This window comes from Rhizobium sp. FG113 (assembly GCF_057809895.1).
Window position 1 is genome coordinate 56,930 of record NZ_JBMDKV010000004.1, and the last position, 20,872, is coordinate 77,801.

The 20,872-nt window shown below is 60.6% G+C and carries 29 protein-coding genes; 9 read left to right on the forward strand and 20 right to left on the reverse strand.

All coding sequences use genetic code 11. The features are described 5' to 3' along the window. Nucleotides 1-7 precede the first annotated feature (7 nt). Complete coding sequence (locus tag ACODTZ_RS13215; protein ID WP_489026277.1) at nt 8-799, forward strand: sulfite exporter TauE/SafE family protein; 792 nt, start codon at nt 8-10, stop codon at nt 797-799. Here ACODTZ_RS13215 and ACODTZ_RS13220 read toward each other — a convergent pair. Continuing rightward, on the reverse strand, nt 788-1,207 hold the full coding sequence (locus tag ACODTZ_RS13220) for a DoxX family protein (protein ID WP_489026279.1): 420 nt from the start codon (nt 1,205-1,207) through the stop codon (nt 788-790). The two genes, ACODTZ_RS13215 and ACODTZ_RS13220, sit on opposite strands and share 12 nt — an antisense overlap. Before the next feature lie 492 nt (nt 1,208-1,699). On the opposite strand from ACODTZ_RS13220, the gene dapA reads away from it, so the two are divergent. The 3 genes from dapA to ACODTZ_RS13235 all read left to right on the forward strand — a co-directional run bounded on the left by dapA (nt 1,700) and on the right by ACODTZ_RS13235 (nt 3,341). Beyond that, nucleotides 1,700-2,605 (forward strand): 4-hydroxy-tetrahydrodipicolinate synthase, encoded by a 906-nt coding sequence (dapA, locus tag ACODTZ_RS13225; RefSeq protein ID WP_489026281.1) that lies wholly within the window; start codon nt 1,700-1,702, stop codon nt 2,603-2,605. 51 nt (nt 2,606-2,656) lie between these two features. Further along, nucleotides 2,657-2,917 carry a hypothetical protein gene (locus ACODTZ_RS13230; RefSeq protein ID WP_113238541.1) on the forward strand — a complete coding sequence of 87 codons (261 nt, stop codon included), beginning with the start codon at nt 2,657-2,659 and terminating at the stop codon, nt 2,915-2,917. Nucleotides 2,918-3,032: 115 nt separating this feature from the next. Further along, nucleotides 3,033-3,341 carry a DUF1883 domain-containing protein gene (locus ACODTZ_RS13235; protein WP_209189836.1) on the forward strand — a complete coding sequence of 103 codons (309 nt, stop codon included), beginning with the start codon at nt 3,033-3,035 and terminating at the stop codon, nt 3,339-3,341. Here ACODTZ_RS13235 and ACODTZ_RS13240 read toward each other — a convergent pair whose 3' ends face one another. Together ACODTZ_RS13240 and ACODTZ_RS13245 are read right to left on the reverse strand one after the other, a co-directional pair. Further along, a complete protein-coding gene (locus tag ACODTZ_RS13240; protein WP_489026283.1) occupies nt 3,342-4,658 on the reverse strand; it encodes a replication-associated recombination protein A in 1,317 nt (438 codons plus the stop codon). Then, a complete protein-coding gene (locus tag ACODTZ_RS13245; protein WP_489026285.1) occupies nt 4,655-6,073 on the reverse strand; it encodes a DegQ family serine endoprotease in 1,419 nt (472 codons plus the stop codon). The genes ACODTZ_RS13240 and ACODTZ_RS13245 overlap by 4 nt, the downstream gene beginning before the upstream one ends. Nucleotides 6,074-6,212: 139 nt before the next feature. Here ACODTZ_RS13245 and ACODTZ_RS13250 point away from each other — a divergent pair, with 139 nt between their 5' ends. Together ACODTZ_RS13250 and ACODTZ_RS13255 are read left to right on the forward strand one after the other, a co-directional pair. Continuing rightward, on the forward strand, nt 6,213-6,593 hold the full coding sequence (locus ACODTZ_RS13250; protein ID WP_489026287.1) for a YkvA family protein: 381 nt from the start codon (nt 6,213-6,215) through the stop codon (nt 6,591-6,593). Nucleotides 6,594-6,612: 19 nt separating this feature from the next. After that, nucleotides 6,613-6,966: a lysozyme inhibitor LprI family protein gene (locus ACODTZ_RS13255; protein WP_489026289.1), complete on the forward strand. Its 354-nt coding sequence runs from the start codon at nt 6,613-6,615 to the stop codon at nt 6,964-6,966. A gap of 107 nt (nt 6,967-7,073) precedes the next feature. Here the strand turns inward: ACODTZ_RS13255 and ACODTZ_RS13260 are convergent, their stop codons facing one another. Together ACODTZ_RS13260 and ilvD are read right to left on the reverse strand one after the other, a co-directional pair. After that, nucleotides 7,074-7,649, reverse strand: coding sequence for a hypothetical protein (locus ACODTZ_RS13260; protein WP_489026291.1), 576 nt, complete (start codon nt 7,647-7,649; stop codon nt 7,074-7,076). An 84-nt stretch (nt 7,650-7,733) separates the two neighbouring features. Continuing rightward, nucleotides 7,734-9,572, reverse strand: a complete 1,839-nt coding sequence (gene ilvD, locus ACODTZ_RS13265; RefSeq protein WP_489026293.1) for a dihydroxy-acid dehydratase — start codon at nt 9,570-9,572, stop codon at nt 7,734-7,736. A 331-nt stretch (nt 9,573-9,903) separates the two neighbouring features. Here ilvD and msrP point away from each other — a divergent pair, with 331 nt between their 5' ends. The 3 genes from msrP to ACODTZ_RS13280 are packed head-to-tail and all read left to right on the forward strand — an operon-like array spanning nt 9,904 to nt 11,891. Beyond that, a complete protein-coding gene (gene msrP, locus ACODTZ_RS13270; RefSeq protein ID WP_489026295.1) occupies nt 9,904-10,851 on the forward strand; it encodes a protein-methionine-sulfoxide reductase catalytic subunit MsrP in 948 nt (315 codons plus the stop codon). After that, entirely contained in the window at nt 10,851-11,513 is a 663-nt protein-coding gene (msrQ, locus tag ACODTZ_RS13275; RefSeq protein ID WP_489026297.1) for a protein-methionine-sulfoxide reductase heme-binding subunit MsrQ, read from the forward strand. The genes msrP and msrQ overlap by 1 nt, the downstream gene beginning before the upstream one ends. Nucleotides 11,514-11,552: 39 nt before the next feature. Next, a complete protein-coding gene (locus ACODTZ_RS13280) occupies nt 11,553-11,891 on the forward strand; it encodes a hypothetical protein (RefSeq protein WP_489026298.1) in 339 nt (112 codons plus the stop codon). A 73-nt stretch (nt 11,892-11,964) separates the two neighbouring features. On the opposite strand, the gene rplQ is transcribed toward ACODTZ_RS13280, so the two are convergent. From rplQ to rplX, 15 genes are all read right to left on the reverse strand, one after another. After that, on the reverse strand, nt 11,965-12,390 hold the full coding sequence (gene rplQ / locus ACODTZ_RS13285; RefSeq protein WP_018900257.1) for a 50S ribosomal protein L17: 426 nt from the start codon (nt 12,388-12,390) through the stop codon (nt 11,965-11,967). 45 nt (nt 12,391-12,435) lie between these two features. After that, nucleotides 12,436-13,446, reverse strand: coding sequence for a DNA-directed RNA polymerase subunit alpha (locus ACODTZ_RS13290; RefSeq protein WP_007787729.1), 1,011 nt, complete (start codon nt 13,444-13,446; stop codon nt 12,436-12,438). Nucleotides 13,447-13,546: 100 nt separating this feature from the next. Next, nucleotides 13,547-13,936 (reverse strand): 30S ribosomal protein S11, encoded by a 390-nt coding sequence (gene rpsK, locus ACODTZ_RS13295; protein ID WP_003547577.1) that lies wholly within the window; start codon nt 13,934-13,936, stop codon nt 13,547-13,549. Nucleotides 13,937-14,070: 134 nt separating this feature from the next. Then, nucleotides 14,071-14,439, reverse strand: coding sequence for a 30S ribosomal protein S13 (gene rpsM / locus ACODTZ_RS13300; RefSeq protein WP_018900258.1), 369 nt, complete (start codon nt 14,437-14,439; stop codon nt 14,071-14,073). A gap of 225 nt (nt 14,440-14,664) precedes the next feature. Further along, a complete protein-coding gene (locus ACODTZ_RS13305; RefSeq protein ID WP_489026300.1) occupies nt 14,665-15,315 on the reverse strand; it encodes an adenylate kinase in 651 nt (216 codons plus the stop codon). Then, nucleotides 15,312-16,652, reverse strand: a complete 1,341-nt coding sequence (secY, locus tag ACODTZ_RS13310) for a preprotein translocase subunit SecY (protein WP_018900260.1) — start codon at nt 16,650-16,652, stop codon at nt 15,312-15,314. The genes ACODTZ_RS13305 and secY overlap by 4 nt, the downstream gene beginning before the upstream one ends. Before the next feature lie 239 nt (nt 16,653-16,891). Beyond that, nucleotides 16,892-17,365, reverse strand: coding sequence for a 50S ribosomal protein L15 (gene rplO, locus ACODTZ_RS13315; protein ID WP_489026302.1), 474 nt, complete (start codon nt 17,363-17,365; stop codon nt 16,892-16,894). A 16-nt stretch (nt 17,366-17,381) separates the two neighbouring features. After that, nucleotides 17,382-17,591 carry a 50S ribosomal protein L30 gene (gene rpmD, locus ACODTZ_RS13320; RefSeq protein WP_016553562.1) on the reverse strand — a complete coding sequence of 70 codons (210 nt, stop codon included), beginning with the start codon at nt 17,589-17,591 and terminating at the stop codon, nt 17,382-17,384. Nucleotides 17,592-17,604: 13 nt separating this feature from the next. Then, complete coding sequence (gene rpsE / locus ACODTZ_RS13325) at nt 17,605-18,174, reverse strand: 30S ribosomal protein S5 (protein WP_018900261.1); 570 nt, start codon at nt 18,172-18,174, stop codon at nt 17,605-17,607. A gap of 130 nt (nt 18,175-18,304) precedes the next feature. Then, nucleotides 18,305-18,667 carry a 50S ribosomal protein L18 gene (rplR, locus tag ACODTZ_RS13330; protein ID WP_018900262.1) on the reverse strand — a complete coding sequence of 121 codons (363 nt, stop codon included), beginning with the start codon at nt 18,665-18,667 and terminating at the stop codon, nt 18,305-18,307. Nucleotides 18,668-18,679: 12 nt separating this feature from the next. Next, nucleotides 18,680-19,213 carry a 50S ribosomal protein L6 gene (gene rplF / locus ACODTZ_RS13335; RefSeq protein ID WP_018900263.1) on the reverse strand — a complete coding sequence of 178 codons (534 nt, stop codon included), beginning with the start codon at nt 19,211-19,213 and terminating at the stop codon, nt 18,680-18,682. 42 nt (nt 19,214-19,255) lie between these two features. Continuing rightward, nucleotides 19,256-19,654 (reverse strand): 30S ribosomal protein S8, encoded by a 399-nt coding sequence (gene rpsH / locus ACODTZ_RS13340; RefSeq protein ID WP_018900264.1) that lies wholly within the window; start codon nt 19,652-19,654, stop codon nt 19,256-19,258. A 12-nt stretch (nt 19,655-19,666) separates the two neighbouring features. Beyond that, entirely contained in the window at nt 19,667-19,972 is a 306-nt protein-coding gene (gene rpsN / locus ACODTZ_RS13345; protein WP_018900265.1) for a 30S ribosomal protein S14, read from the reverse strand. A gap of 32 nt (nt 19,973-20,004) precedes the next feature. Further along, on the reverse strand, nt 20,005-20,562 hold the full coding sequence (gene rplE, locus ACODTZ_RS13350; protein WP_018900266.1) for a 50S ribosomal protein L5: 558 nt from the start codon (nt 20,560-20,562) through the stop codon (nt 20,005-20,007). Continuing rightward, complete coding sequence (gene rplX / locus ACODTZ_RS13355) at nt 20,562-20,864, reverse strand: 50S ribosomal protein L24 (protein ID WP_018900267.1); 303 nt, start codon at nt 20,862-20,864, stop codon at nt 20,562-20,564. The genes rplE and rplX overlap by 1 nt, the downstream gene beginning before the upstream one ends. Nucleotides 20,865-20,872 lie beyond the last annotated feature (8 nt).

Sequence of the window (20,872 nt, forward strand, 5' to 3'; positions counted from 1 at the left end):
GGGTTCCATGTCGTTTTCCGGTAGCATGGCCGATATCGGTGCGTGGCTTTCCGCCGCGCTGCCGGATCATGGGCTGTATACGCTGATCGCCATCGCCTGCATTGCCGGGATGGCTCGCGGCTTTTCCGGCTTCGGCGCGGCGCTGATCTTCATTCCGCTTGGCGGCGCCATCATCGGGCCGAAGCTGATTTCGCCGGTGCTGCTGGTCATCGACGGGCTGGCGACGCTGGGGATGATCCCGCCTGCTTGGAAGCGGGCGAACCGGCGCGAGGTGTTCACCATGGCCGCCGGTGCGATGCTCGGCGTTCCCGCTGGAACCGCGGTGCTGACGCTGATGGACCCGCTGCTTCTGCGCTGGTCGATCACCGTCATCGCGCTGCTGCTGCTTGCGCTGCTGGTCTCCGGCTGGCGCTATCATGGCGAGCCGCATTCCTATCTGAGTGCTGCGGTCGGGCTGGTGGCGGGATTGTTCAGCGGTGCTGCCCAACTCGGCGGGCCGCCCGTTGTTGCCTACTGGCTGGGCGGCAAGACGGAGTTCACCAAGGTCCGCTCCAACATCATCATCTATTTCGCGATCTCCACCTGCTTCAGCGTCGCCAGCTATTATGCCGGCGGGCTGTTCATCGATACCGTCTTCGCGCTGACACTGGTCATCCTGCCGAGCTATACGATCGGCCTGTTTCTCGGCTCCAAGCTTTTTGGCTTCGCCAAGGAAAGCACCTTCCGGATCATCTGCTACGGGCTGATCGGCGCCTCGGCCTTCCTCGGCATGCCGGCTCTCGACGGCCTACTGCGCTAGGGCAGACGGCGGGCGGGCTTGGCCGGCCTTGACGACCAGCGCCTCACCTGGGCCGTGGACCGCCGCGAAGAGCAGACCAGCCAGGAAGGTGAAGTGATCGATGAAGAAGCCGAACTCCGCCTGATTGCCGGCCCAGCGCCCGGGTCCGTGGAATGCCACGGCAAGGAAAATCACATAGATCCCCGCCAGCAGGGCTGCGGGTGAAAAGAAGATGCCGGTCAGGAAGGCAAGCGCCAGCCCCAGTTCGAAGAAGGCCGCGACCCAGGCGAGAAAGAGCGGGAACGGAAAGCCCGCGGCAGCGATGTAGCCGGCCGTGGCCGTGATATCCATGAACTTGAAGCTCAACGCCATGATGAACACGCCGGCGAAGATCAGTCTTGCGATCAGAATTGCGATTGTCCTACCCATATCTCTCTCCCTGTGCCGATAGCGGCCTGATACGTGAACGCTCCGCAGCGCGATTGCGCCACCTTATGATGCAAGGACGAACGGCATGACGCGCTCCCGACATGCCCTTGCACAATCTCTTCCCGCGCCTTGCCATTCTGATTCAAGTGCTTCGCAAGTCGAGTCCGAAACGCGCCGCAAGTCCATGATTTCGGATTCGATTTAGCGATCGCTGTCCGCCGCCAGCCAACGCCACCTTTATGAGATTTCTATTTCCCATCGAAGACCCGCGAATGGATTTCATACGCCGCGCGGCGTTAGCCTTTGGTCGAAATTCAGAGGTAGACGTCATGCGAGACTTCCTATTTCCCCACCCTTCAACCGACCGGCCCCGACAGCCGATGGTCAAGCGACAGATGCGCGAGAAGCGCACGGCGCACCTGCTGATCATCTTCGGCCTCGTGCTGGCCGCCGTCGAGATCTGCGTCATCTGGGGCAGTATCTGACACGGCCATGCGGATCGACACGCGACTACGACTGGGAACGGTGATCACGGCGCTGGTCACGCCATTCAGGAACGACCGGCTCGACCTTGCGATGCTCGAGCGGCTGGCGGAGCGGCAGATCAATTCCGGCATCGACGGACTGGCCGTCTGCACCGTCACCGGCGAAGGGCCGACATTGTCGCCCACCGAGCGAGCGGCCGTCATCCGCACCTGCGTCAGGGTCGCCGCCGGGCGGGTGCCCATCATCGCCGCGACCGGTACCAATGCCACATCGACCACGATCGCGCTGACGCTGGAGGCGGGAAAGCTCGGCGCCGACGCAGCGCTCGTCACGGTGCCCTATTATTCGAAACCGGGGCTGAAGGGTATCGTCCACCATTTCGAACAGGTGGCGGCGGCGAGCGATCTGCCGGTCATCATCGATGACAACCCCTCGCGTTGCGCCAGCAGCCTGGCGCCGGAAAGCCTCAAGGCGTTGGCGCCTATCGAGAGCATCCTCGGCGTCGTCCATTCGAGCGGTGCGGCGACCCGGCTCTCGCCGCGTCTGCGCCGACGCTTCGTCTCCCTGTCATCCGACGACGGCAGCGCACTTTCGTTTCTCGCTTGCGGCGGCGATGGCATGCTGTCGTCTGGTGCAAATGTCGAGCCGCGCCTGTTTGCTTCGCTTCATCGCTCAGCGAAAGCGGGCAACGTGGCGGCGGCCATGGCGCTGCAGGACCGTCTGCAACCGCTCATAAGGGCGCTTGCGGAAGATGGCTCGCCGGCTCCCGTCAAATACGCGTTGCATGTGCTGCTTGGCACTCTCCCTGATGTCCGCCTGCCTATGGTCGGACTCGATGCCGCCGAGAAGGCTGCGGTTTTCGCCGCGCTGACGGGGCTTGCCGAGAGCCGTCGCCAAGCGCGCGCGGTCTGAGCCTGACAATTCCAATCACAGCCTCGATCATCCAACCTGAAAGGAAAGATCATGCCCTCCTCCAACGCGCGCGCCCTCGCCGCGACCATCCAGCCTAACCCACTGCCGCGCTTCACCATCGGCCGGAGCAAGGGCGGCGGATGGGTGGTTCAGGATCGCGAGGGGCGCGTCGGCGGTCTGTTTATCAGCGAGAGCGCCGCGTTGCACTTCGCCTCCGACGAGTGCGATCACGATGCCACGCAGATCGCAATCATCCGCACCCGCACGCTGCTGCCGTTCAATCGGCCCGATAGCCGCGGACATGTGCACTGACGGGACATGGTCCACCTCCGCGGGAGCGCGCAACGGCGTTCCCGCAGGCGTTGGCGAACGCTTCCTTAACCGCCGTTTCGTATCATCTGCCCCTACCCCACGCCGAGCAGACACGATGTCGAACAAGCCGAATTTCCGCTTCACTCATTATGATCTCAAGGAGCAGCGCGCCGGAACGGTGATCGAGGTGACCTTGAACGCGGTCGCCAATGTTCGACTGATGACATCGCCGAACTACCAGCGCTTTACCGAAGTGCTCGACTTCAAATATGTAGGCGGCGTTGCGCGCAAATCTCCGATCCGGGTGCCGATCCCCGACAGCGGCCACTGGCATCTCGTGGTCGACATGGAAGGCCATCACGGCCTTGCGGAATCATCCGTCAAGATCATCACCGCTCCATCCGGCCAGAAGCGGGCGTCTTGATCAGCGCGGATTGCGCTCTTTCCTGAGTTTCGACCACCATTCAAGCCGCTTGCGGATGTCGCGCTCGAAGCCGCGCTCGGGCGGATCGTAGAAGGTCTGGCGACCCATCTTCTCCGGGAAATAATCCTGGCCGGAAAAGGCATCCGGCTCGTCGTGGTCGTAGCGATAGCCTTCATTGTAGCCCTCATCCTTCATCAGCTTGGTCGGCGCGTTCAGGATGTGCTTGGGCGGCAGCAGCGAGCCGTTCTGCTTGGCGGCCACGGTGGCGGCCTTGAAGGCGGTGTAGACGGCGTTGGATTTCGGCGCGGTGGCGAGATAGACGCAGGCCTGCGCCAGCGCCAGCTCACCCTCCGGCGAGCCGAGATAGTCGTAGGCGTCCTTGGCGGCGTTGCAGATGACAAGCGCCTGGGGATCGGCAAGGCCGATATCCTCAACCGCCATGCGCACCAGCCGGCGGCCGAGATAGAGCGGGTCCTCTCCGGCATCGAACATGCGCGCTAGATAATAGAGCGCTGCATCGGGATCGGAGCCGCGCACGGACTTGTGCAGGGCTGAGATCAGATTGTAGTGACCGTCCTGGGCCTTGTCGTAGACGGGCGCGCGGCGCTGGACGATCTTGGTCAGTCCCTCGGTATCGAAGATTTCGTCGCGGCGGGCGGCGCGCCAGACTTCCTCGGCGAGCGTCAGCACGGCGCGGCCATCGCCATCAGCCATGCGCAACAGGCTGACGCGGGCTTCCGGCGTGAGCGGCAACTCCCTGCCCTCGATCGCCTCAGCGCGGTTCAGAAGCTCGGCCAGGCTCTGATCGTCATGCGACTTGAAGGTCAGCACGCGGGCGCGCGACAAAAGAGCGGCGTTGAGCTCGAAGGACGGGTTCTCGGTGGTGGCGCCGACGAGGATGACGGTGCCGTCTTCCATCACGGGCAGGAAGCTATCCTGCTGGGCGCGGTTGAAGCGATGGATCTCATCGACGAAGAGCAGCGTCTGGCGCCCGTCCATGCGGCGCAGGCGGGCGGCCTCGAAGACTTTCTTGAGATCGGCGACGCCTGAGAAGATCGCCGAAATCTGTTCGAAGGCAAGACCCGCCTCGCCCGACAGCAGGCGCGCGACGGTGGTCTTGCCGGTTCCGGGTGGTCCCCAGAAGATCATCGATCCCAACGAGCCGCTTTCGATCATCCGCCTCAGAACACCGTCCTCGCCGGTCAGGTGATCCTGACCAGTGACGTCGGCGATGGTCTGCGGGCGAAGCCGATCCGCGAGCGGCCGCCTGTTAGCGACCTCCGGCGGAATGCGCGGCGCGAAGAGATCATTGCTCATCGGAAGAACTGCCGGATGCGCTGACCGTTGCGCTCAATCTCGACGCGCCAGAAGCTCGGGTTCTGCGCAGCCAGCGTGGCCAGATCCTTGGTGGTCTTCACATCGGCGCTGTTGACGGAGACGATGATGTCCTTCGGCTCGAAGCCGAGTTGCTGGGCAACGGAGCCATCCTTCACTTCCGAAACGACGACACCGGTGCTCTCGCTTGCCATGCGCAGCTCATCGGCCACGCGCGGCGACAGGTTTTCGACGACGGTGCCTGTGAACGGCGAGCGGCCGCCGATCGTGCGCTGGTCGCGCGGCGTCGTCTCGGGCGCTTGGCCGAGCGTCATCTTCACGTGCTCTTCCTTGCCGTTGTCGATGATGGCGAGATCGACAGGCTTGCCGAGACCGGCCGTGGTCAGGCGGTAATACAGTGCGTCGGGATGCTCCACCGAGATGCCATCGACGGCGGTGATAACTTCACCCGCCTTCAGGCCGGCCTTCGCGGCCGGGCCGCCTTCCGTGACCTTGACGACGATGGCGCCGCGCGCTTTCTCGAGGCCGAGTGCATCGGCAACGTCGGAGGTGACCGCATCGAAGGTCGCGCCCACATAAGGACGCTCGAAGGTCTTCACGCCCGCGTCGGCGGAAGCGACGAAGACTTTCACGAGATTGGCGGGGATGGCGAAGCCGATGCCGTTGGAGCCGCCGCCGCGCGAGAAGATGGCTGTGTTGATACCAATCAGCTCGCCCTTCATGTTCATCAGCGCGCCGCCGGAATTGCCGGGGTTGATCGATGCGTCGGTCTGGATGAAGAAGCCGAACTCATCCTTGACGACCTGGTTACGCGCCAGCGCCGAGACGATGCCCGACGTGACGGTCTGGCCGACACCGAACGGGTTACCGATGGCAAGTACGAGATCGCCGACTTCAACAGCGTCGGAATTGCCGATCGGAAGCGCCGGGAATGTCGCCTTGGTATCGACCTTGAGCACGGCGAGATCCAGGCGATCGTCCTTCAGAATGACCTTGCAGGGAAACTCGCGACCATCCGAGAGCGCGATCTTGATTTCGTCGGCGCCTTCGATGACGTGGTTGTTGGTCACGATCGTGCCGTTCGCCTCGACGATGACGCCGGAGCCGAGCGAGGACTGCTTCTGCGTGCGGTTCGGCATCTGCTGGCCGAAGAATTGCTCGAAGAAGGGATCGCCGGCAAACGGCGACTGGCGGCGGACGGTCTTTTCGGCGTAAACGTTCACCACCGCACCCGCCGTCTGCTTGACGAGCGGCGCGAAGGACAGCTGCATCTCCATCTGGCTCTGCGGCACGGTCTTGCCCGTCTCGCTATTTGCCGTTTGGGCATGAGCATTGATCGGCAGTGCAAGCACCAGAGCAAGCAGCGGCAGAGAGGCGCGCTTCAACAGGTCGTGCATAATAATCCCTTCTTGAAATCGTCTTGAGAGAACGTTGTAGTGCCGGACGCTAGAAAGGAAAGAGGGCGGAAGCATGGAAGAACAGGACGGGTGAACCGATGCGCGACAGACTTACCAAACTGAATCAGGAACGACAGGCATGCAACTGATATCAAAGGCCAAACTCTGGGCAAAGTCACTGAAGCGTGACGTCGTAGCCCTGTGGCTCGCCGCACGCGACACGCGCGTGCCCTGGTACGCCAAGGCGGCCGCGGGAGGAGTTGCCGCCTACGCGTTGTCGCCAATCGACCTGATCCCCGATTTCATCCCCGTGCTTGGTTATCTCGACGATCTCCTCATCGTGCCCTTGGGCATCATGCTCGCCGTGAGGCTCATTCCTTCCGATGTCATGGCGGAGCTGCGTGCCGACGCCGCCGCGCGTCTGGAGCGGCCCACAAGTCGCGCCGGGCTGATCGTCATCCTTGCCATCTGGCTTTGCTGCATCATCTTCGTCGGCATGGCATTCTTGAGAGCCAGCTAGACCAGACAGGAACCACTGCATGACGCGATATCGCCAGCCCCTTCTCTTCACCGCCGCCGCGCTGCTGCTTTCATCCGGCGGGATTAGCCACGCGGCGAGCTTCGATTGCGAGGCAAAGGAGCTGAAGCCGGACGAGAAGGCGATCTGCGACAACCGCGCGCTCAACGACGCCGACGTCAAGATGGTGACCACCTTCGACCTGTTGTCCGGCCTGCTTGCCATGGGCTCGCGCGGCACGATGCAGGACGAGCAGACGGCGTGGCTGAAGAAGCGCCAGGAGTGCACCGCCGACGTTGCCTGCATCCAGGCCGCCTATGACGAGCGGCTGAAGCAGCTGGCAGAAACCTACAAAAACATAAACCGGCCGCTTTGAGGCGACCGGTTTAATAGAGCGACTGACTTCTACCCCCGCAAGATTTGGACACCCAAATCTTGCGGGGGCAGCGTGATGATCGGCTCCCAAAGTAGGTTTACTGTTTTTTACGATGGCCAACGCGATTTCATCGCAGCAAGAATCTCGTCGAGAACCTGCGCCGCCTCGGCCTCATACTCGTCAATCATCTGCTTTAGATCGAAGGTGGGATGTGTCCTCTCCCTACTTTGTGCGTCGTACATTTCGTATTTAATGGAATTGTATGTGCCGAATCTGCGACTCATGAATGTTCGCTTCGGAGCTGGCAAACCAAACTTTAGCTTCGCAGGATGGCCTGCTAAGAGGTGCCTTTTGTCGCGGAGACGGCTCCAGGCGGACGCTTTGGTCGGTGAAGGATAGGCGTTGCCAACAACGGCAACGTGAAGTTCAGCGATCGCGTCCTGCTGAATTTGGATCGCTTGCATCACTCCCCAGAATTCGATGTAAGCGAACATTGCATCTGATGAGAATCCACGAGCCATGTGCGTATGCACCGCCTCAGCGGTGTCTTGTATCAGATACATGGCGGTATAGTAGGCGCCGTACGCATTCGCGTTTTCTGGCTTAAAGAAATACTGCGGTCCAGCCGATGAACTGTGAAACCGATTGTGGATATCGGTTCTGCCGGCCTGGAGTCTATTCACGCCGGCATCCTCCGGAAGTTGGCGAACTCGCTATCGAGTCCGCCATTTTCTGCCAAAACGTCAAGCCATCAGCTTCAAACAGTCTCAGCGATCGCCGAGATCGCGAACGGCGCCGCGGTCGGCGCTGGTTGCGAAGGCGGCGTAGGCCTTTAGCGCGGTCGTGACGTTGCGCTTGCGCTTTTCGGCCGGCTGCCAGCCCTTGGCATCCTGTTCGGCGCGGCGGGTTGCCAGTTCCTTGTCGTCGACGCGCAGGCTGATCGTGCGGTTCGGGATGTCGATATCGATCATGTCGCCTTCGCGCACGAGGCCGATGGTGCCGCCATTGGCCGCTTCCGGAGAGGCATGGCCGATCGACAGGCCCGAGGTGCCGCCGGAGAAGCGGCCGTCGGTGATCAGCGCGCAGGCCTTTCCGAGGCCCTTCGACTTCAGGTAGCTCGTCGGATAGAGCATTTCCTGCATGCCCGGGCCGCCCTTCGGGCCTTCGTAGCGGATGACCACCACGTCGCCGGCGACGACTTCGTTGGACAAGATCGCCTTCACCGCTGCATCCTGGCTTTCATAGACCTTGGCCGGGCCGGAGAACTTCAGGATCGATTCGTCGACACCCGCCGTCTTCACGATGCAGCCGTCGAGCGCCAGGTTGCCCTTCAGGACGGCCAGACCGCCATCCTTGGAGAACGGATGCTGGGCATCGCGGATGACGCCGGTTTCGCGGTCGAGGTCGAGTTCTTCCCAACGCGAGCTCTGGCTGAAGGCGACCTGTGTCGGAACACCGCCGGGAGCGGCGCTGAAGAGATCGAAGGCGGCCTTGTTGTCGGTGACGGCCACATCCCACTGCGCCAGCGCTTCACGCATGGTCGGAGAGTGGACCGTCGGAAGATCGACGTTCAAGAGGCCGGCACGGTCGAGTTCGCCGAGAATGGCCATGATGCCGCCAGCGCGGTGAACGTCTTCCATGTGAACGTCGGCCTTGGCGGGCGCGACCTTCGACAGGCAGGGAACGCGACGCGACAGGCGATCGATATCGTCCATGGTGAAGTCGATCTCGCCCTCGTGGGCTGCCGCCAGGATGTGCAGGACGGTATTGGTCGAGCCGCCCATGGCAATGTCGAGCGCCATGGCATTTTCGAACGCGCCCTTGCTGGCGATCGTGCGCGGCAGAGCGGTCAGATCGTCCTGTTCGTAATAACGACGGGCAAGCTCGACGACGCGACGACCAGCTTCAAGGAAGAGTTCCTTGCGGTCGGAATGGGTTGCGAGTGTCGAGCCGTTTCCGGGTAATGACAGGCCTAGGGCTTCCGTCAGACAGTTCATCGAGTTTGCCGTGAACATGCCGGAGCAGGAACCGCAAGTCGGGCAAGCGGAGCGCTCGATGACGGCGACGTCTTCATCGCTGATCTTGTCGTCGGCGGCTGCGACCATGGCATCGACGAGGTCGAGCGCGACCTTCTTGCCGTTCAGCACCACCTTGCCGGCTTCCATCGGGCCGCCGGAGACGAAGACCGTGGGAATGTTGAGGCGCAGCGAGGCCATCAGCATGCCGGGGGTGATCTTGTCGCAGTTGGAGATGCAGACCATGGCGTCGGCGCAGTGGGCGTTGACCATGTATTCGACGCTGTCGGCGATCAGTTCGCGCGAAGGCAGCGAATAGAGCATGCCGTCATGGCCCATCGCGATACCGTCGTCGACAGCGATCGTGTTGAACTCCTTGGCGACACCGCCGGCCGCTTCGATCTCGCGCGCAACGAGCTGCCCGAGGTCCTTCAGGTGGACGTGACCCGGCACGAACTGGGTGAAGGAGTTGACCACCGCGATAATCGGCTTGCCGAAATCCGAATCCTTCATGCCCGTGGCGCGCCAAAGGCCGCGCGCACCCGCCATGTTGCGGCCGTGGGTCGTGGTTCTCGAACGATAAGCTGGCATTGGTGTTTCCTCACAACATCGGAAGTCTTGCGCGATACCGGGCGGATCTTGACGACACGCTCCTACTATCGCTGCTTTTTGGAATTGTCCTAATCCAAAGAGTATATGCTGTCACTACCGGGAAAGGCAAAAGCGGTACTCCTCGGTACGCCTCAGGCGCCCATCGACCATATACGTGGGCAGAACGCTGTTTGTTACAGGCGGAACCTATGTTTTCGCTACACGATAAGTTGGCTTCCCGGCCGGCCGCTTCAAGGCGTAAACAGTGATCCGAAACGAACCTGAATGCGTTGAAGGTTCAATGCCGAGCTAGGTTGCTCAGGAGGATACCATGCCCGTCTATCGTCCACCCAGGATCGCCTCTTCGGAGATCACGCCGCGCCAGACCTATCTCGATCGCCGCCAGTTTCTTGGGGCCGCCGCCATCGGCGCCGTCGGCCTATTGGGTGCCGGCACGGCCAGTGCGGCCGCGCTCTCGGCGGTCGACAGCAAGTACAAGGTCGACGAGAAGCTGACGCCGATCAAGGATGTGACCACCTACAATAACTTCTACGAGTTCGGCCTCGACAAGGGTGATCCCGCGGCGCTGTCCGGCGATTTCAAGCCCATGCCTTGGACGATCAAGGTCGACGGCATGGTCAACAAGCCGGGCACCTTCGATCTCGACGCGCTGATGAAGGAATTCCCGATCGAGAGCCGCACCTATCGCATGCGGTGCGTCGAGGCCTGGTCGATGGTGATTCCTTGGGATGGCTTTCCGCTGGCCTCGCTGCTCAGCAAGGTCGAGCCGCTCGGGAGCGCCAAGTATGTCGCCTTCGAGACCGTCGTGCGCCCGGAAGAGATGCCGGGGCAGAAGGGGATCTTCCAATCGCTTGACTGGCCCTATGTGGAAGGTTTGCGGCTCGACGAGGCCAACCACCCGCTGACGCTGCTTGCCGTCGGGCTTTATGGCGAGACGCTGCCCAACCAGAACGGCGCGCCGATCCGGCTGGTCGTTCCCTGGAAATATGGCTTCAAGGGCATCAAGTCGATCGTGCGGATCACGCTGACGGACAAGGAGCCCAAGAACACCTGGCAGGTCACCAATTCGCAGGAGTACGGCTTCTATGCCAACGTCAATCCAGCCGTCGATCATCCGCGCTGGAGCCAGGCGACCGAGCGGCGGATCGGCGAGAGCGGCTTCTTCGGCGCCAGCCGCCATCCGACGCTGCCGTTCAACGGCTATGGCGATGAGGTGGCGAGCCTCTATGCGGGCATGGACCTGAAGGCGAACTTCTGATGGCAACGCTCTCGTTCAGCCTGCCGAAGCGATGGCATTCGGCCTCCGTCTGGCTGCTCTACGTCGTCGGACTGCTGCCGGCCGCCTGGACCTTCTATCTCGGCGCCACCGACCAGCTGGGCGCCGATCCGGTCAAGACGTTCGAGCTGTTCCTCGGGCTGTGGGCCATCCGCTTCCTGGTGCTGACGCTCGCCGTCTCCCCTGCCCGCGATCTGCTCGGCTGGAACTATCTGCGCTATCGCCGCGCGCTGGGACTTCTCGCTTTTTACTACGTGGCCATGCACTTCGCCGTCTACATGCTGCTCGATCAGGCGCTCGACGTGTCTGCTGTCCTCGACGATGTGATGAAGCGGCCCTTCATCATGTTCGGCATGGCTGGCCTTGTGCTGCTCGTGCCGCTGGCTGTCACTTCCAACAACCTGTCGATCCGAAAGCTCGGATCGAAGTGGATCTGGCTGCACAAGCTGATCTACATCATCGCAGCCTGTGGCGCGGTGCACTTCGCGCTGTCGACGAAGCTTCTGGATCTCGAGCAGTATATCTATGTCGGCCTGATTATCCTGATGATCCTCTACCGGTCATGGCGACCGATCGCGCGGAGCAGGAAGCGTAGCCGAAACGGGCAAGGCGGCAGAACGCGTCCTGCCCAAGCTGCAGGCTGAGCTCTTGTTAGAAACCGTGAGGGCTGACAGACTGCCCGCATGGAAGCCGCGTCGCCACTATACATCTACCGTGACCCACATTTCGCCCCGGCAGGGGACACAGTCGTTGCCGCAGCGCCGCTTGACGTCGTCGTAGACGCCTACGGCGGCGGCGGGCTCGTTGGTGAGGCTGGCCTAAGCGCGGTCTTTGGCAGCGCGATCGTCCTCAAGGACGACATCACCGGGGCCCGTTTTCTCGGAGTATGGGGAAAGCGCAATGCCGCGCGTTTCAAGGCGGCGCTAGAGGCGCAGGGTGATGTTGAGGTCATAGACGGCGCACCAGCGGCGCGGCTTCAGCATTTCAGCAAGACTGGCGAGCGGCCGAAGCGCACCCGGTGACAAATCAATACCACAAACGAAAACAGCCGGGCTTTTCAGCCCGGCTGTTCTGCTTCCGGCGAACCGGAAAATATTAAGCGGCTTCAGCAGCAGCTGCTTCGGCTTCAACGCGAGCCTTGTCGGCTGCGCCCTTGGCGAAGGTGTCGCGGTCAACGAATTCGATGACCGCGAGAGCGGCGTTGTCGCCCTGGCGGAAGCCAGCCTTCATGATACGCAGGTAACCGCCGTTGCGGGTTGCGTAGCGCGAAGCGATCGTGTCGAAGAGCTTCGAAACGACAGCGGCGTCGCGGATCTGCGAGATCGCCTGACGACGAGCGTGCAGGTCGCCGCGCTTGCCGAGGGTTACGAGCTTTTCAACGATCGGACGGATTTCCTTTGCCTTCGGCAGGGTGGTCACGATCTGCTCATGGGTGATGAGCGAAGCCGCCATGTTGGCAAACATTGCCTTGCGGTGGCTAGCGGTTCTATTCAGCTTGCGGCCGGCTTTACCGTGGCGCATTGCTATTCTCCTTCACATGCAGGCATCTCGCCCGCCGTTTGATGGTTAGTATTGGTCTTCGTAACGCTTGGCGAGATCTTCGATGTTCTCAGGCGGCCATGCCGGCACTTCCATGCCGAGGTGCAGGCCCATGGAAGCGAGAACTTCCTTGATTTCGTTCAGCGACTTGCGACCAAAATTCGGCGTGCGGAGCATTTCTGCTTCGGTCTTCTGAATGAGGTCGCCGATGTAGACGATGTTGTCGTTCTTCAGGCAGTTTGCCGAGCGAACAGACAGTTCGAGTTCGTCCACCTTCTTGAGGAGCGCCGGGTTGAAAGCGAGTTCGGTGACTGCTTCTTCTTCGGTTTCCTTCTGCGGCTCGTCGAAGTTGACGAACACGCCAAGCTGATCCTGCAGGATGCGAGCCGCGAAAGCGACGGCATCTTCGCCGGAGATCGAACCATCGGTTTCGATGGTCATGTTCAGCTTGTCGTAGTCGAGAACCTGTCCTTCGCGGGTATTTTCAACCTTGTAGGACACCTTCTTGACCGGCGAATAAAGGCTGTCGACCGGGATGAGACCGATCGGAGCATCTTCCGCACGATTACGGTCGGCCGGAACGTAGCCCTTGCCGTTGTTGACGGTGAATTCCATACGGATTTCGGCGCCCTCGTCGAGCGTGCAGATCACATGCTCGGGGTTGAGGATTTCGATATCGCCGACCGTCTGGATGTCGCCAGCCGTTACAACGCCCGGACCCTGCTTACGCACGACCATGCGCTTTGCGTCGTCGCCATCCATCTTGATGGCGATTTCCTTGATGTTCAGGACGATGTCGGTGACATCTTCACGAACGCCAGGGATCGACGAGAATTCATGCAGCACGCCATCGATCTGCACGGCCGTCACTGCGGCACCGCGCAGCGAGGACAGCAGAACGCGGCGAAGCGCGTTGCCGAGGGTGAGGCCGAAACCGCGCTCCAGCGGCTCTGCTACGAGCGTCGCCTTGGTGCGCGAGCTCGAAGAGAACTCGACCTTGTTCGGCTTGATCAATTCCTGCCAGTTTTTCTGAATCATATTTTTGCCTTCCGTTCGTTGCCACCATCCAATCGTGACAACCGAGCTTGAGAAGCATCGGGAGCGAGGATCCGCTCACCAATGTTGTGAATGGCGATGATCAGACGCGACGCTTCTTGCGCGGGCGGCAACCATTGTGCGGGATCGGGGTCACGTCGCGGATGGACGTGATCATGAAACCAGCAGCCTGGAGGGCGCGCAGAGCGGATTCACGACCCGAACCCGGACCGCAAACTTCAACTTCCAGCGACTTCATGCCGTGTTCCTGAGCCTTCTTGGCGCAGTCTTCAGCAGCGATCTGAGCAGCGAACGGGGTCGACTTGCGCGAGCCCTTGAAGCCCTTGGCGCCAGCAGACGACCAGGCAATGGCGTTGCCCTGTGCGTCGGTGATCGTGATCATCGTGTTGTTGAAGGTCGAGTTGACGTGAGCGACGCCCGACGAAATGTTTTTACGTTCGCGACGGCGAACGCGTACGGCTTCCTTGGCCATTTTAATCCCTTTCTTGGATCTCTGCACCGCCGTAATACCAGCGGCTACACCGGAACGAGACCTTGCGGCCCTGCCCCAAACTCAAAAGAGGCCGGCGCAGACCGCCAGCCCCCTCACCTCCGGTTTCCCGGAAATTACTTCTTCTTACCAGCGATCGCCTTTGCCGGGCCCTTGCGGGTACGAGCATTGGTGTGCGTGCGCTGACCGCGGACCGGAAGGCCACGGCGATGACGCAGGCCGCGGTAGCAGCCGAGGTCCATCAGACGCTTGATGTTCATCGACGTCTCGCGACGCAGGTCACCTTCGACCTGGTAATCGCGGTCGATGGTTTCGCGGATCTGCAGGACTTCAGCGTCGGTGAGCTGATTCACGCGACGATCAGCAGGAATACCGACCTTCTCGATGATTTCCTGTGCGAATTTCGGACCGATCCCGTGAATGTACGTCAGCGCGATTACAACGCGCTTTGCGGTCGGGATGTTGACGCCAGCGATACGTGCCACGCCTATTCTCCTTGCGTTCCAGTTGCCATCCGGCAAGTGGTGTCTCGTTACACGGCCCTGAAAGGCCGCAATTACAATTCAGGTTCTCAACAAGTCAAAACGATCGAACCCGGAATTCCTATCGGAAGTCCGCGCCGATCGCATCAGATATCGCGAGTTGGCGCGGTGTTTAACGGAATCAGTGCTGAAAAGCAACCGCTCCCGCCAAGTTTTATTTCCAAAGCCTTACAGCTTCGAAAGTATGCCCTCGATCTCGCCGGTGACGTGATCGATGTCTGCCATGCCATCCACCGACTGCAACTTGCCCTTGGCATAGTAGTAGCCGATCAGCGGCGATGTTTCCTTGTAGTAAGCGCCGAGACGCGTCACGACGGTTTCGCGGTTGTCATCTGGACGACGCTTGAAGTGAGTCGAACCACAGCGGTCGCAGACCCCTTCCACCTTCGGCTTGACATTGGTGTCGTGATAGCCGGCACCACAATTCGCGCAGGTGTAGCGGCCCGAAACGCGGTCCGCCAGAATCTTGTCGTCCACCTGGATCTCGACGACCTTCGACAGTTCGAGACCCTTGCCCTTGAGCATGGCTTCCGTTGCATCGGCCTGAACCAGCGTACGCGGGAAACCATCGAGGATGAAGCCATTCTCGCAATCGGGCTGGTCGATACGCTCCGACACGATTGCGATGACGATGTCGTCAGAGACCAGCTTGCCAGCATCCATGACGGCCTTGGCGCGCTTGCCAACTTCGGTACTGGCCTGAACGGCGGCGCGAAGCATGTCACCCGTGGAAAGTTGCGGAATGCCGTACTTTTCCACGATCCGCTGAGCTTGAGTCCCCTTACCCGCGCCCGGCGGCCCCAAAAGTATAAGTCTCATCGACCCCTCTTTCCTCCACGCAACTTCGATTTCTTGATCAGGCCTTCGTACTGCTGCGCGATCAGGTGACCCTGAATCTGCGCGACCGTATCAAGAGTTACGCTAACGACAATCAAAAGCGAAGTGCCACCAAGGGATAATGGAATCCCTGTCTGCGACACGAGGATTTCTGGAAGAATGCAGACGAATACGAGGTAGATCGCGCCGATGACCGTGATGCGGGTCAGCACGTAATCGATGTACTCGGCGGTGCGCTCACCGGGACGGATGCCCGGGATGAAGCCGCCGTGCTTCTTCAGATTGTCGGCCGTGTCCTTCGGATTGAAGACGATGGCCGTATAGAAGAAGGCAAAGAAGGCGATCAGCAGACCGTAGAGGAGCATGTAGAGCGGCTGGCCATGGCCAAGAGCCGCGACGATGGAGGTCACCCAAGTCGGCATGTTGGTGGTGCTGGCGAAGCCCGCAATCGTTGCCGGCAGGAGCAGCAGCGAGGACGAAAAGATCGCCGGGATAACGCCCGAGGTGTTGAGCTTCAGCGGCAGGTGCGAGGTATCGCCCTGGAACATGCGGTTGCCCACCTGGCGCTTCGGATACTGGATCAGAAGGCGGCGCTGGGCGCGTTCAACGAAGACGATGATCGCGATGACGGCGATCGCAACGACGATGACCAGCAGGATAAGGCTCGTCGACAGCGCGCCTGTGCGGCCGAGTTCGAGCGTACCGGCGAGAGCCGAAGGCAGGCCAGCTGCGATGCCGGCGAAGATGATGAGCGAGATGCCGTTACCGATACCGCGCGAGGTGATCTGCTCGCCGAGCCACATCAGGAACATCGTGCCGCCGAGCAGCGTGATGACGGTGGAGACGCGGAAGAAGATGCCCGGATCGACAACGAGCCCCTGCCCGCTCTCAAGACCAATGGCAATGCCATAAGCCTGCAGCGTGCCGAGAAGGACCGTGCCGTAGCGGGTGTACTGGTTGATGATCTTGCGACCCTGCTCGCCTTCCTTCTTCAGGTTTTCGAGCGCAGGCACGACCGAGGTCATCAGCTGCACGATAATCGAAGCGGAAATGTAGGGCATGATGCCGAGCGCGAAGATCGCCATGCGCTGTACGGCGCCACCCGAGAACATGTTGAAGAGGCCGAGAATGCCGCCTGCCTGACCCTGGAAGGCCTGTGCATAGGCCTGCGGGTTGAGGCCGGGAAGCGGAATGTGCGTTCCCAACCGATAGACGAGGAGAGCTGCCAGTGTAAACCACAGGCGCTTCTTGAGATCCTCGGCTTTGGCGAAGGTCGAGAAATTGAGGTTGGAAGCCAACTGTTCCGCTGCAGACGCCATGCGTATCTCCGCGCTACCGGTTTCGGGCTCTGACCAAGCGAAAGGCAGAACGCCGGATCGGCATTTCTGAATTATTCAAAAGCGGGCTTCGGACGGATTGCGGGCGCAACCTATGCCTCACCCTGTTGTTCGTCTAACCTGTCTTGACGCACGTGCATCCGACCGGTTTTTGTGAGGCTCACATATGGGAGCAAAACCGCCCGGTGTGAAGCACCCCGGGCGGTTTATCATAGATTAAATTATTCTGCAGCTGCGGCAGAAAGAAGCGTGACGGAACCGCCAGCCTTTTCGATCTTTTCGACTGCCGGCTTGGAAGCGCTAGCAACTTCGAACTTGACCTTTGCCTTCAGCTCGCCGTCGGCGAGAACGCGAACGCCGTCCTTGACGCGACGGATAACGCCGGCAGCCTTGAGAGCTGCTGCATCAACCGTGGACTTGGCGTCGAGCTTGCCAGCGTCGATAGCAGCCTGAACACGCTCCAGGGACACGACAACGAAGTCGGCCTTGAAGATGTTGTTGAAGCCGCGCTTCGGCAGGCGACGGTAGATTGGCATCTGACCGCCTTCGAAGCCGTTGATGGCTACGCCCGAACGGGACTTCTGACCCTTGACACCGCGACCACCGGTCTTGCCGGAGCCCGAACCGATACCGCGGCCGAGGCGCTTGCGGCTATGGGTCGAACCTTCGTTGTCTTTGATTTCATTGAGTTTCATAGCGAATACTCCCTGCTTACTTCTCGTCGACGATGCGAACGAGATGCTGGACAGCACGGATCATGCCACGAACGGAAGGGGTATCTTCCAGCGTGCGACGACGGTGCATCTTGTTCAGCCCGAGACCGATCAGCGTGCGCTGCTGGACATCCGGACGGCGAATCGGGCTGCCGATCTGCTCGACGGTAACCGTCTTTGCTTCGGTCTTCTTTGTAGCCTTGGCCATGGATCAGCTCCTCTTATTCTTCAGAAGCGTTACCGGAAGCGGCACGGCGAGCCTGGAGCGTTGCATACTTGATGCCGCGCTGTGCTGCGATGTCCTTCGGGTGAACCTGGTGCTTCAGAGCGTCGAAGGTAGCGCGAACCATGTTGTATGGGTTCGAGGAACCGGTCGACTTGGCGACGACGTCGTGAACGCCGAGCGTTTCGAAAACAGCGCGCATCGGACCACCGGCGATGATACCGGTACCGACCTTGGCCGAACGAAGCAGAACCTTGCCGGCGCCGTGGCGGCCGTGAACGTCGTGATGCAGCGTACGGCCGTCACGCAGCGGTACGAAGATCAGTTCGCGCTTGGCAGCTTCAGTTGCCTTGCGGATTGCTTCCGGCACTTCACGTGCCTTGCCGTGACCAAAGCCAACGCGGCCCTTCTGGTCACCGACGACGACGAGGGCTGCGAAACCGAAACGACGGCCGCCCTTGACGACCTTGGCGACGCGGTTGATCGCGACCAGCTTGTCGACGAATTCGCTATCGCGCTCTTCGCGGTTCTGGCGATCGTCGCGCGAACCTTTTCTTTCCTGTGCCATTGTCCTTTTCCTTTTTCTTTTGCGGGTGGAACGGCAGACAACACGAGGACCGCAGCAGCCTCCCCTATCGAGGAGCGTTTGCGGTCCGGTTAAAATCCGGCCGGAGCTTAGAGCTTCGGCCGGAAATTCATTAGAAGGTCAGACCGCCTTCGCGGGCTGCATCTGCTAGGGCCTTGATACGGCCGTGATAGATGAAGGCGCCACGGTCGAATACGACTTCCTTGACACCAGCCTTGGAGGCGCGCTCGGCGACGAGCTTGCCAACGGCGGCAGCTGCCGCGGTGTCAGCACCGGTCTTCAGAGAACCGCGCAGGTCCTTATCGAGCGTCGAGGCAGCCGCGAGGGTCTTGCCGGCAACATCGTCGATAACCTGAACGTAGATGTTCTTCGAGGAGCGATGAACCGACAGGCGCGGACGGCCATTGGCCACCGACTTGAGATGACGGCGCACGCGGTTGGCACGACGTGCAAGTGCTTCTTTCCTGCTAGCCATTTCGCGTGATCCTTACTTCTTCTTGCCTTCTTTGCGAACGATACGTTCGCCGGCATACTTGACGCCCTTGCCCTTGTAAGGCTCAGGACCGCGGTATTCGCGGATTTCAGCGGCAACCTGGCCGACCTGCTGCTTATTGATGCCAGTGACAACAATTTCAGTAGGCTTCGGCACAGCGATCGTGATGCCGACCGGCGGCTCATAAACCACGTCGTGGCTGAAACCGAGAGCGAGCTGCAGGTTCTTACCCTGAAGCGACGCGCGGTAACCGACGCCGTTGATTTCGAGCTTGCGCTCGTAGCCGTCCTTAACACCCGTGAAGATGTTCTCGATCATCGTGCGGGACATGCCCCACTTCGAACGAGCATCCTTCGACTGCGTGAGCGGCGTCACGACAACCGCATTGTTTTCGAGCTTAACGCCGACTTCGTCGTTTGCGACGAAGAACAGCTCGCCCTTCGGGCCCTTTGCAGTAACCTTCTGGCCTTCGACCGTAGCCGTAATCCCAGCAGGAATCTGAACGGGCTTCTTACCGATACGAGACATTTTTATATCCTGTCTGTTCGCTATGGAGATCGATGCTCGGTATTAGAATACCGAGCAAAGAACCTCGCCACCAACGTTCTGTTCGCGAGCCTGGTGATCAGCCATCACACCCTTCGGAGTCGAAAGGATGGTGATGCCGAGACCGTTCGCGACCTGCGGAATGGACTTGACCGAGACATAAACCCGGCGGCCCGGCTTGGACACACGGCCGATCTCACGGATCACCGATGCGCCTTCGTAGTACTTCAGCTCGATGTTGATTTCAGACTTGCCATTGCCGAAATCGACAAGAGCGTAGCCACGGATGTAGCCTTCAGCCTGGAGAACATCGAGAACACGTGCACGGAGCTTCGAAGCAGGCGTCGAGACCGACGACTTGCGGCGGGAAGCGCCGTTACGGATGCGGGTGAGCATATCGCCCAACGGATCAGTCATTGTCATCTAACCTGCTCCTTACCAGCTGGACTTGACGATGCCCGGCACCTTGCCGAGATTGCCGAGTTCACGCAGCGCGATACGCGACATGCGCAGTTTGCGGTAGTATGCGCGCGGACGGCCCGATACTTCACAACGGTTGCGAATACGGGTCTTCGATCCATCGCGCGGCAGGGATGCCAGCTTGATCGAGGCCTTGAACCGGTCTTCGATCGGAAGAGCCTGGTTCATGATGATCGCCTTCAACTCGGCGCGCTTAGCGGCCTGGTTGGCGACCGTAATACGGCGGCGCTTGTTCTTTTCAACTGCGCTGGTCTTCGCCATGTGTGGTTCCTTTTCTACGCTCGTCGTTACGGTTACTGACGGAACGGGAAGTTGAACTCTGTGAGCAGAGCCCGTGCTTCGTCGTCCTTGGTGGCCGTCGTGCAAACGATGATGTCCATGCCCCACATCTGATCAACCTTATCGTAGTTGATCTCAGGGAACACAATGTGCTCCTTGATGCCCATGGCGAAGTTGCCACGGCCGTCAAAGCTCTTCGGGTTCAGGCCGCGGAAGTCGCGAACGCGCGGAAGCGCGATGTTCACGAGACGGTCCAGGAACTCGTACATGCGAGCGCCGCGCAGGGTAACCTTTGCGCCGATCGGCATATCTTCGCGGACCTTGAAGCCAGCGATGGAGTTGCGTGCACGGGTGATGACCGGCTTCTGACCAGCGATAGCGGCCAGGTCAGCTGCAGCAACAGTCGGCTTCTTCGAATCAGCCGTTGCTTCACCAACACCCATGTTGATTACGATCTTGTCGAGCTTCGGAATCATCATCTCGTTGGCGTAGGAGAACTTCTCCTGCATCGCCGCACGGATGCGCTCGACATATTCCTTCTTGAGCCGCGGCTCGTACTTTGCCTGAGCCATCAGATCACCTCACCGGAACGCTTGGCCACACGGACCTTCTTGCCGTCAACAACCTTGAAACCAACGCGGGTCGGCTTGCCGTCCTTGTCGATGATCGAGACGTTGGACAAGTGAACCGAGGCTTCCTTGCTGATGATGCCGGCTTCCTGGGTCTGCGTCTGGCGCTGGTGGCGCTTCACGACGTTGACGCCACGGACTACGGCGCGATCTTCCTTGGGCAGAACCTGAAGGACTTCGCCAGTGCGGCCCTTGTCCTTGCCTGCGAGCATGACGACCGTGTCGCCCTTACGAATCTTTTGCATCGTTCGTG

Coding starts and splice junctions, on each gene's coding strand:
- ACODTZ_RS13215 (WP_489026277.1), top strand. CDS start 8: ATGTCGTTTTCCGGTAGCATGGCCGATATCGGTGCGTGGCTTTCCGCC.
- ACODTZ_RS13220 (WP_489026279.1), bottom strand. CDS start 1,207: ATGGGTAGGACAATCGCAATTCTGATCGCAAGACTGATCTTCGCCGGC.
- dapA (WP_489026281.1), top strand. CDS start 1,700: ATGCGGATCGACACGCGACTACGACTGGGAACGGTGATCACGGCGCTG.
- ACODTZ_RS13230 (WP_113238541.1), top strand. CDS start 2,657: ATGCCCTCCTCCAACGCGCGCGCCCTCGCCGCGACCATCCAGCCTAAC.
- ACODTZ_RS13235 (WP_209189836.1), top strand. CDS start 3,033: ATGTCGAACAAGCCGAATTTCCGCTTCACTCATTATGATCTCAAGGAG.
- ACODTZ_RS13240 (WP_489026283.1), bottom strand. CDS start 4,658: ATGAGCAATGATCTCTTCGCGCCGCGCATTCCGCCGGAGGTCGCTAAC.
- ACODTZ_RS13245 (WP_489026285.1), bottom strand. CDS start 6,073: ATGCACGACCTGTTGAAGCGCGCCTCTCTGCCGCTGCTTGCTCTGGTG.
- ACODTZ_RS13250 (WP_489026287.1), top strand. CDS start 6,213: ATGCAACTGATATCAAAGGCCAAACTCTGGGCAAAGTCACTGAAGCGT.
- ACODTZ_RS13255 (WP_489026289.1), top strand. CDS start 6,613: ATGACGCGATATCGCCAGCCCCTTCTCTTCACCGCCGCCGCGCTGCTG.
- ilvD (WP_489026293.1), bottom strand. CDS start 9,572: ATGCCAGCTTATCGTTCGAGAACCACGACCCACGGCCGCAACATGGCG.
- msrP (WP_489026295.1), top strand. CDS start 9,904: ATGCCCGTCTATCGTCCACCCAGGATCGCCTCTTCGGAGATCACGCCG.
- msrQ (WP_489026297.1), top strand. CDS start 10,851: ATGGCAACGCTCTCGTTCAGCCTGCCGAAGCGATGGCATTCGGCCTCC.
- ACODTZ_RS13280 (WP_489026298.1), top strand. CDS start 11,553: ATGGAAGCCGCGTCGCCACTATACATCTACCGTGACCCACATTTCGCC.
- rplQ (WP_018900257.1), bottom strand. CDS start 12,390: ATGCGCCACGGTAAAGCCGGCCGCAAGCTGAATAGAACCGCTAGCCAC.
- ACODTZ_RS13290 (WP_007787729.1), bottom strand. CDS start 13,446: ATGATTCAGAAAAACTGGCAGGAATTGATCAAGCCGAACAAGGTCGAG.
- rpsK (WP_003547577.1), bottom strand. CDS start 13,936: ATGGCCAAGGAAGCCGTACGCGTTCGCCGTCGCGAACGTAAAAACATT.
- ACODTZ_RS13305 (WP_489026300.1), bottom strand. CDS start 15,315: ATGAGACTTATACTTTTGGGGCCGCCGGGCGCGGGTAAGGGGACTCAA.
- secY (WP_018900260.1), bottom strand. CDS start 16,652: ATGGCGTCTGCAGCGGAACAGTTGGCTTCCAACCTCAATTTCTCGACC.
- rplO (WP_489026302.1), bottom strand. CDS start 17,365: ATGAAACTCAATGAAATCAAAGACAACGAAGGTTCGACCCATAGCCGC.
- rpmD (WP_016553562.1), bottom strand. CDS start 17,591: ATGGCCAAGGCTACAAAGAAGACCGAAGCAAAGACGGTTACCGTCGAG.
- rpsE (WP_018900261.1), bottom strand. CDS start 18,174: ATGGCACAGGAAAGAAAAGGTTCGCGCGACGATCGCCAGAACCGCGAA.
- rplR (WP_018900262.1), bottom strand. CDS start 18,667: ATGGCTAGCAGGAAAGAAGCACTTGCACGTCGTGCCAACCGCGTGCGC.
- rplF (WP_018900263.1), bottom strand. CDS start 19,213: ATGTCTCGTATCGGTAAGAAGCCCGTTCAGATTCCTGCTGGGATTACG.
- rpsH (WP_018900264.1), bottom strand. CDS start 19,654: ATGACAATGACTGATCCGTTGGGCGATATGCTCACCCGCATCCGTAAC.
- rpsN (WP_018900265.1), bottom strand. CDS start 19,972: ATGGCGAAGACCAGCGCAGTTGAAAAGAACAAGCGCCGCCGTATTACG.
- rplE (WP_018900266.1), bottom strand. CDS start 20,562: ATGGCTCAGGCAAAGTACGAGCCGCGGCTCAAGAAGGAATATGTCGAG.
- rplX (WP_018900267.1), bottom strand. CDS start 20,864: ATGCAAAAGATTCGTAAGGGCGACACGGTCGTCATGCTCGCAGGCAAG.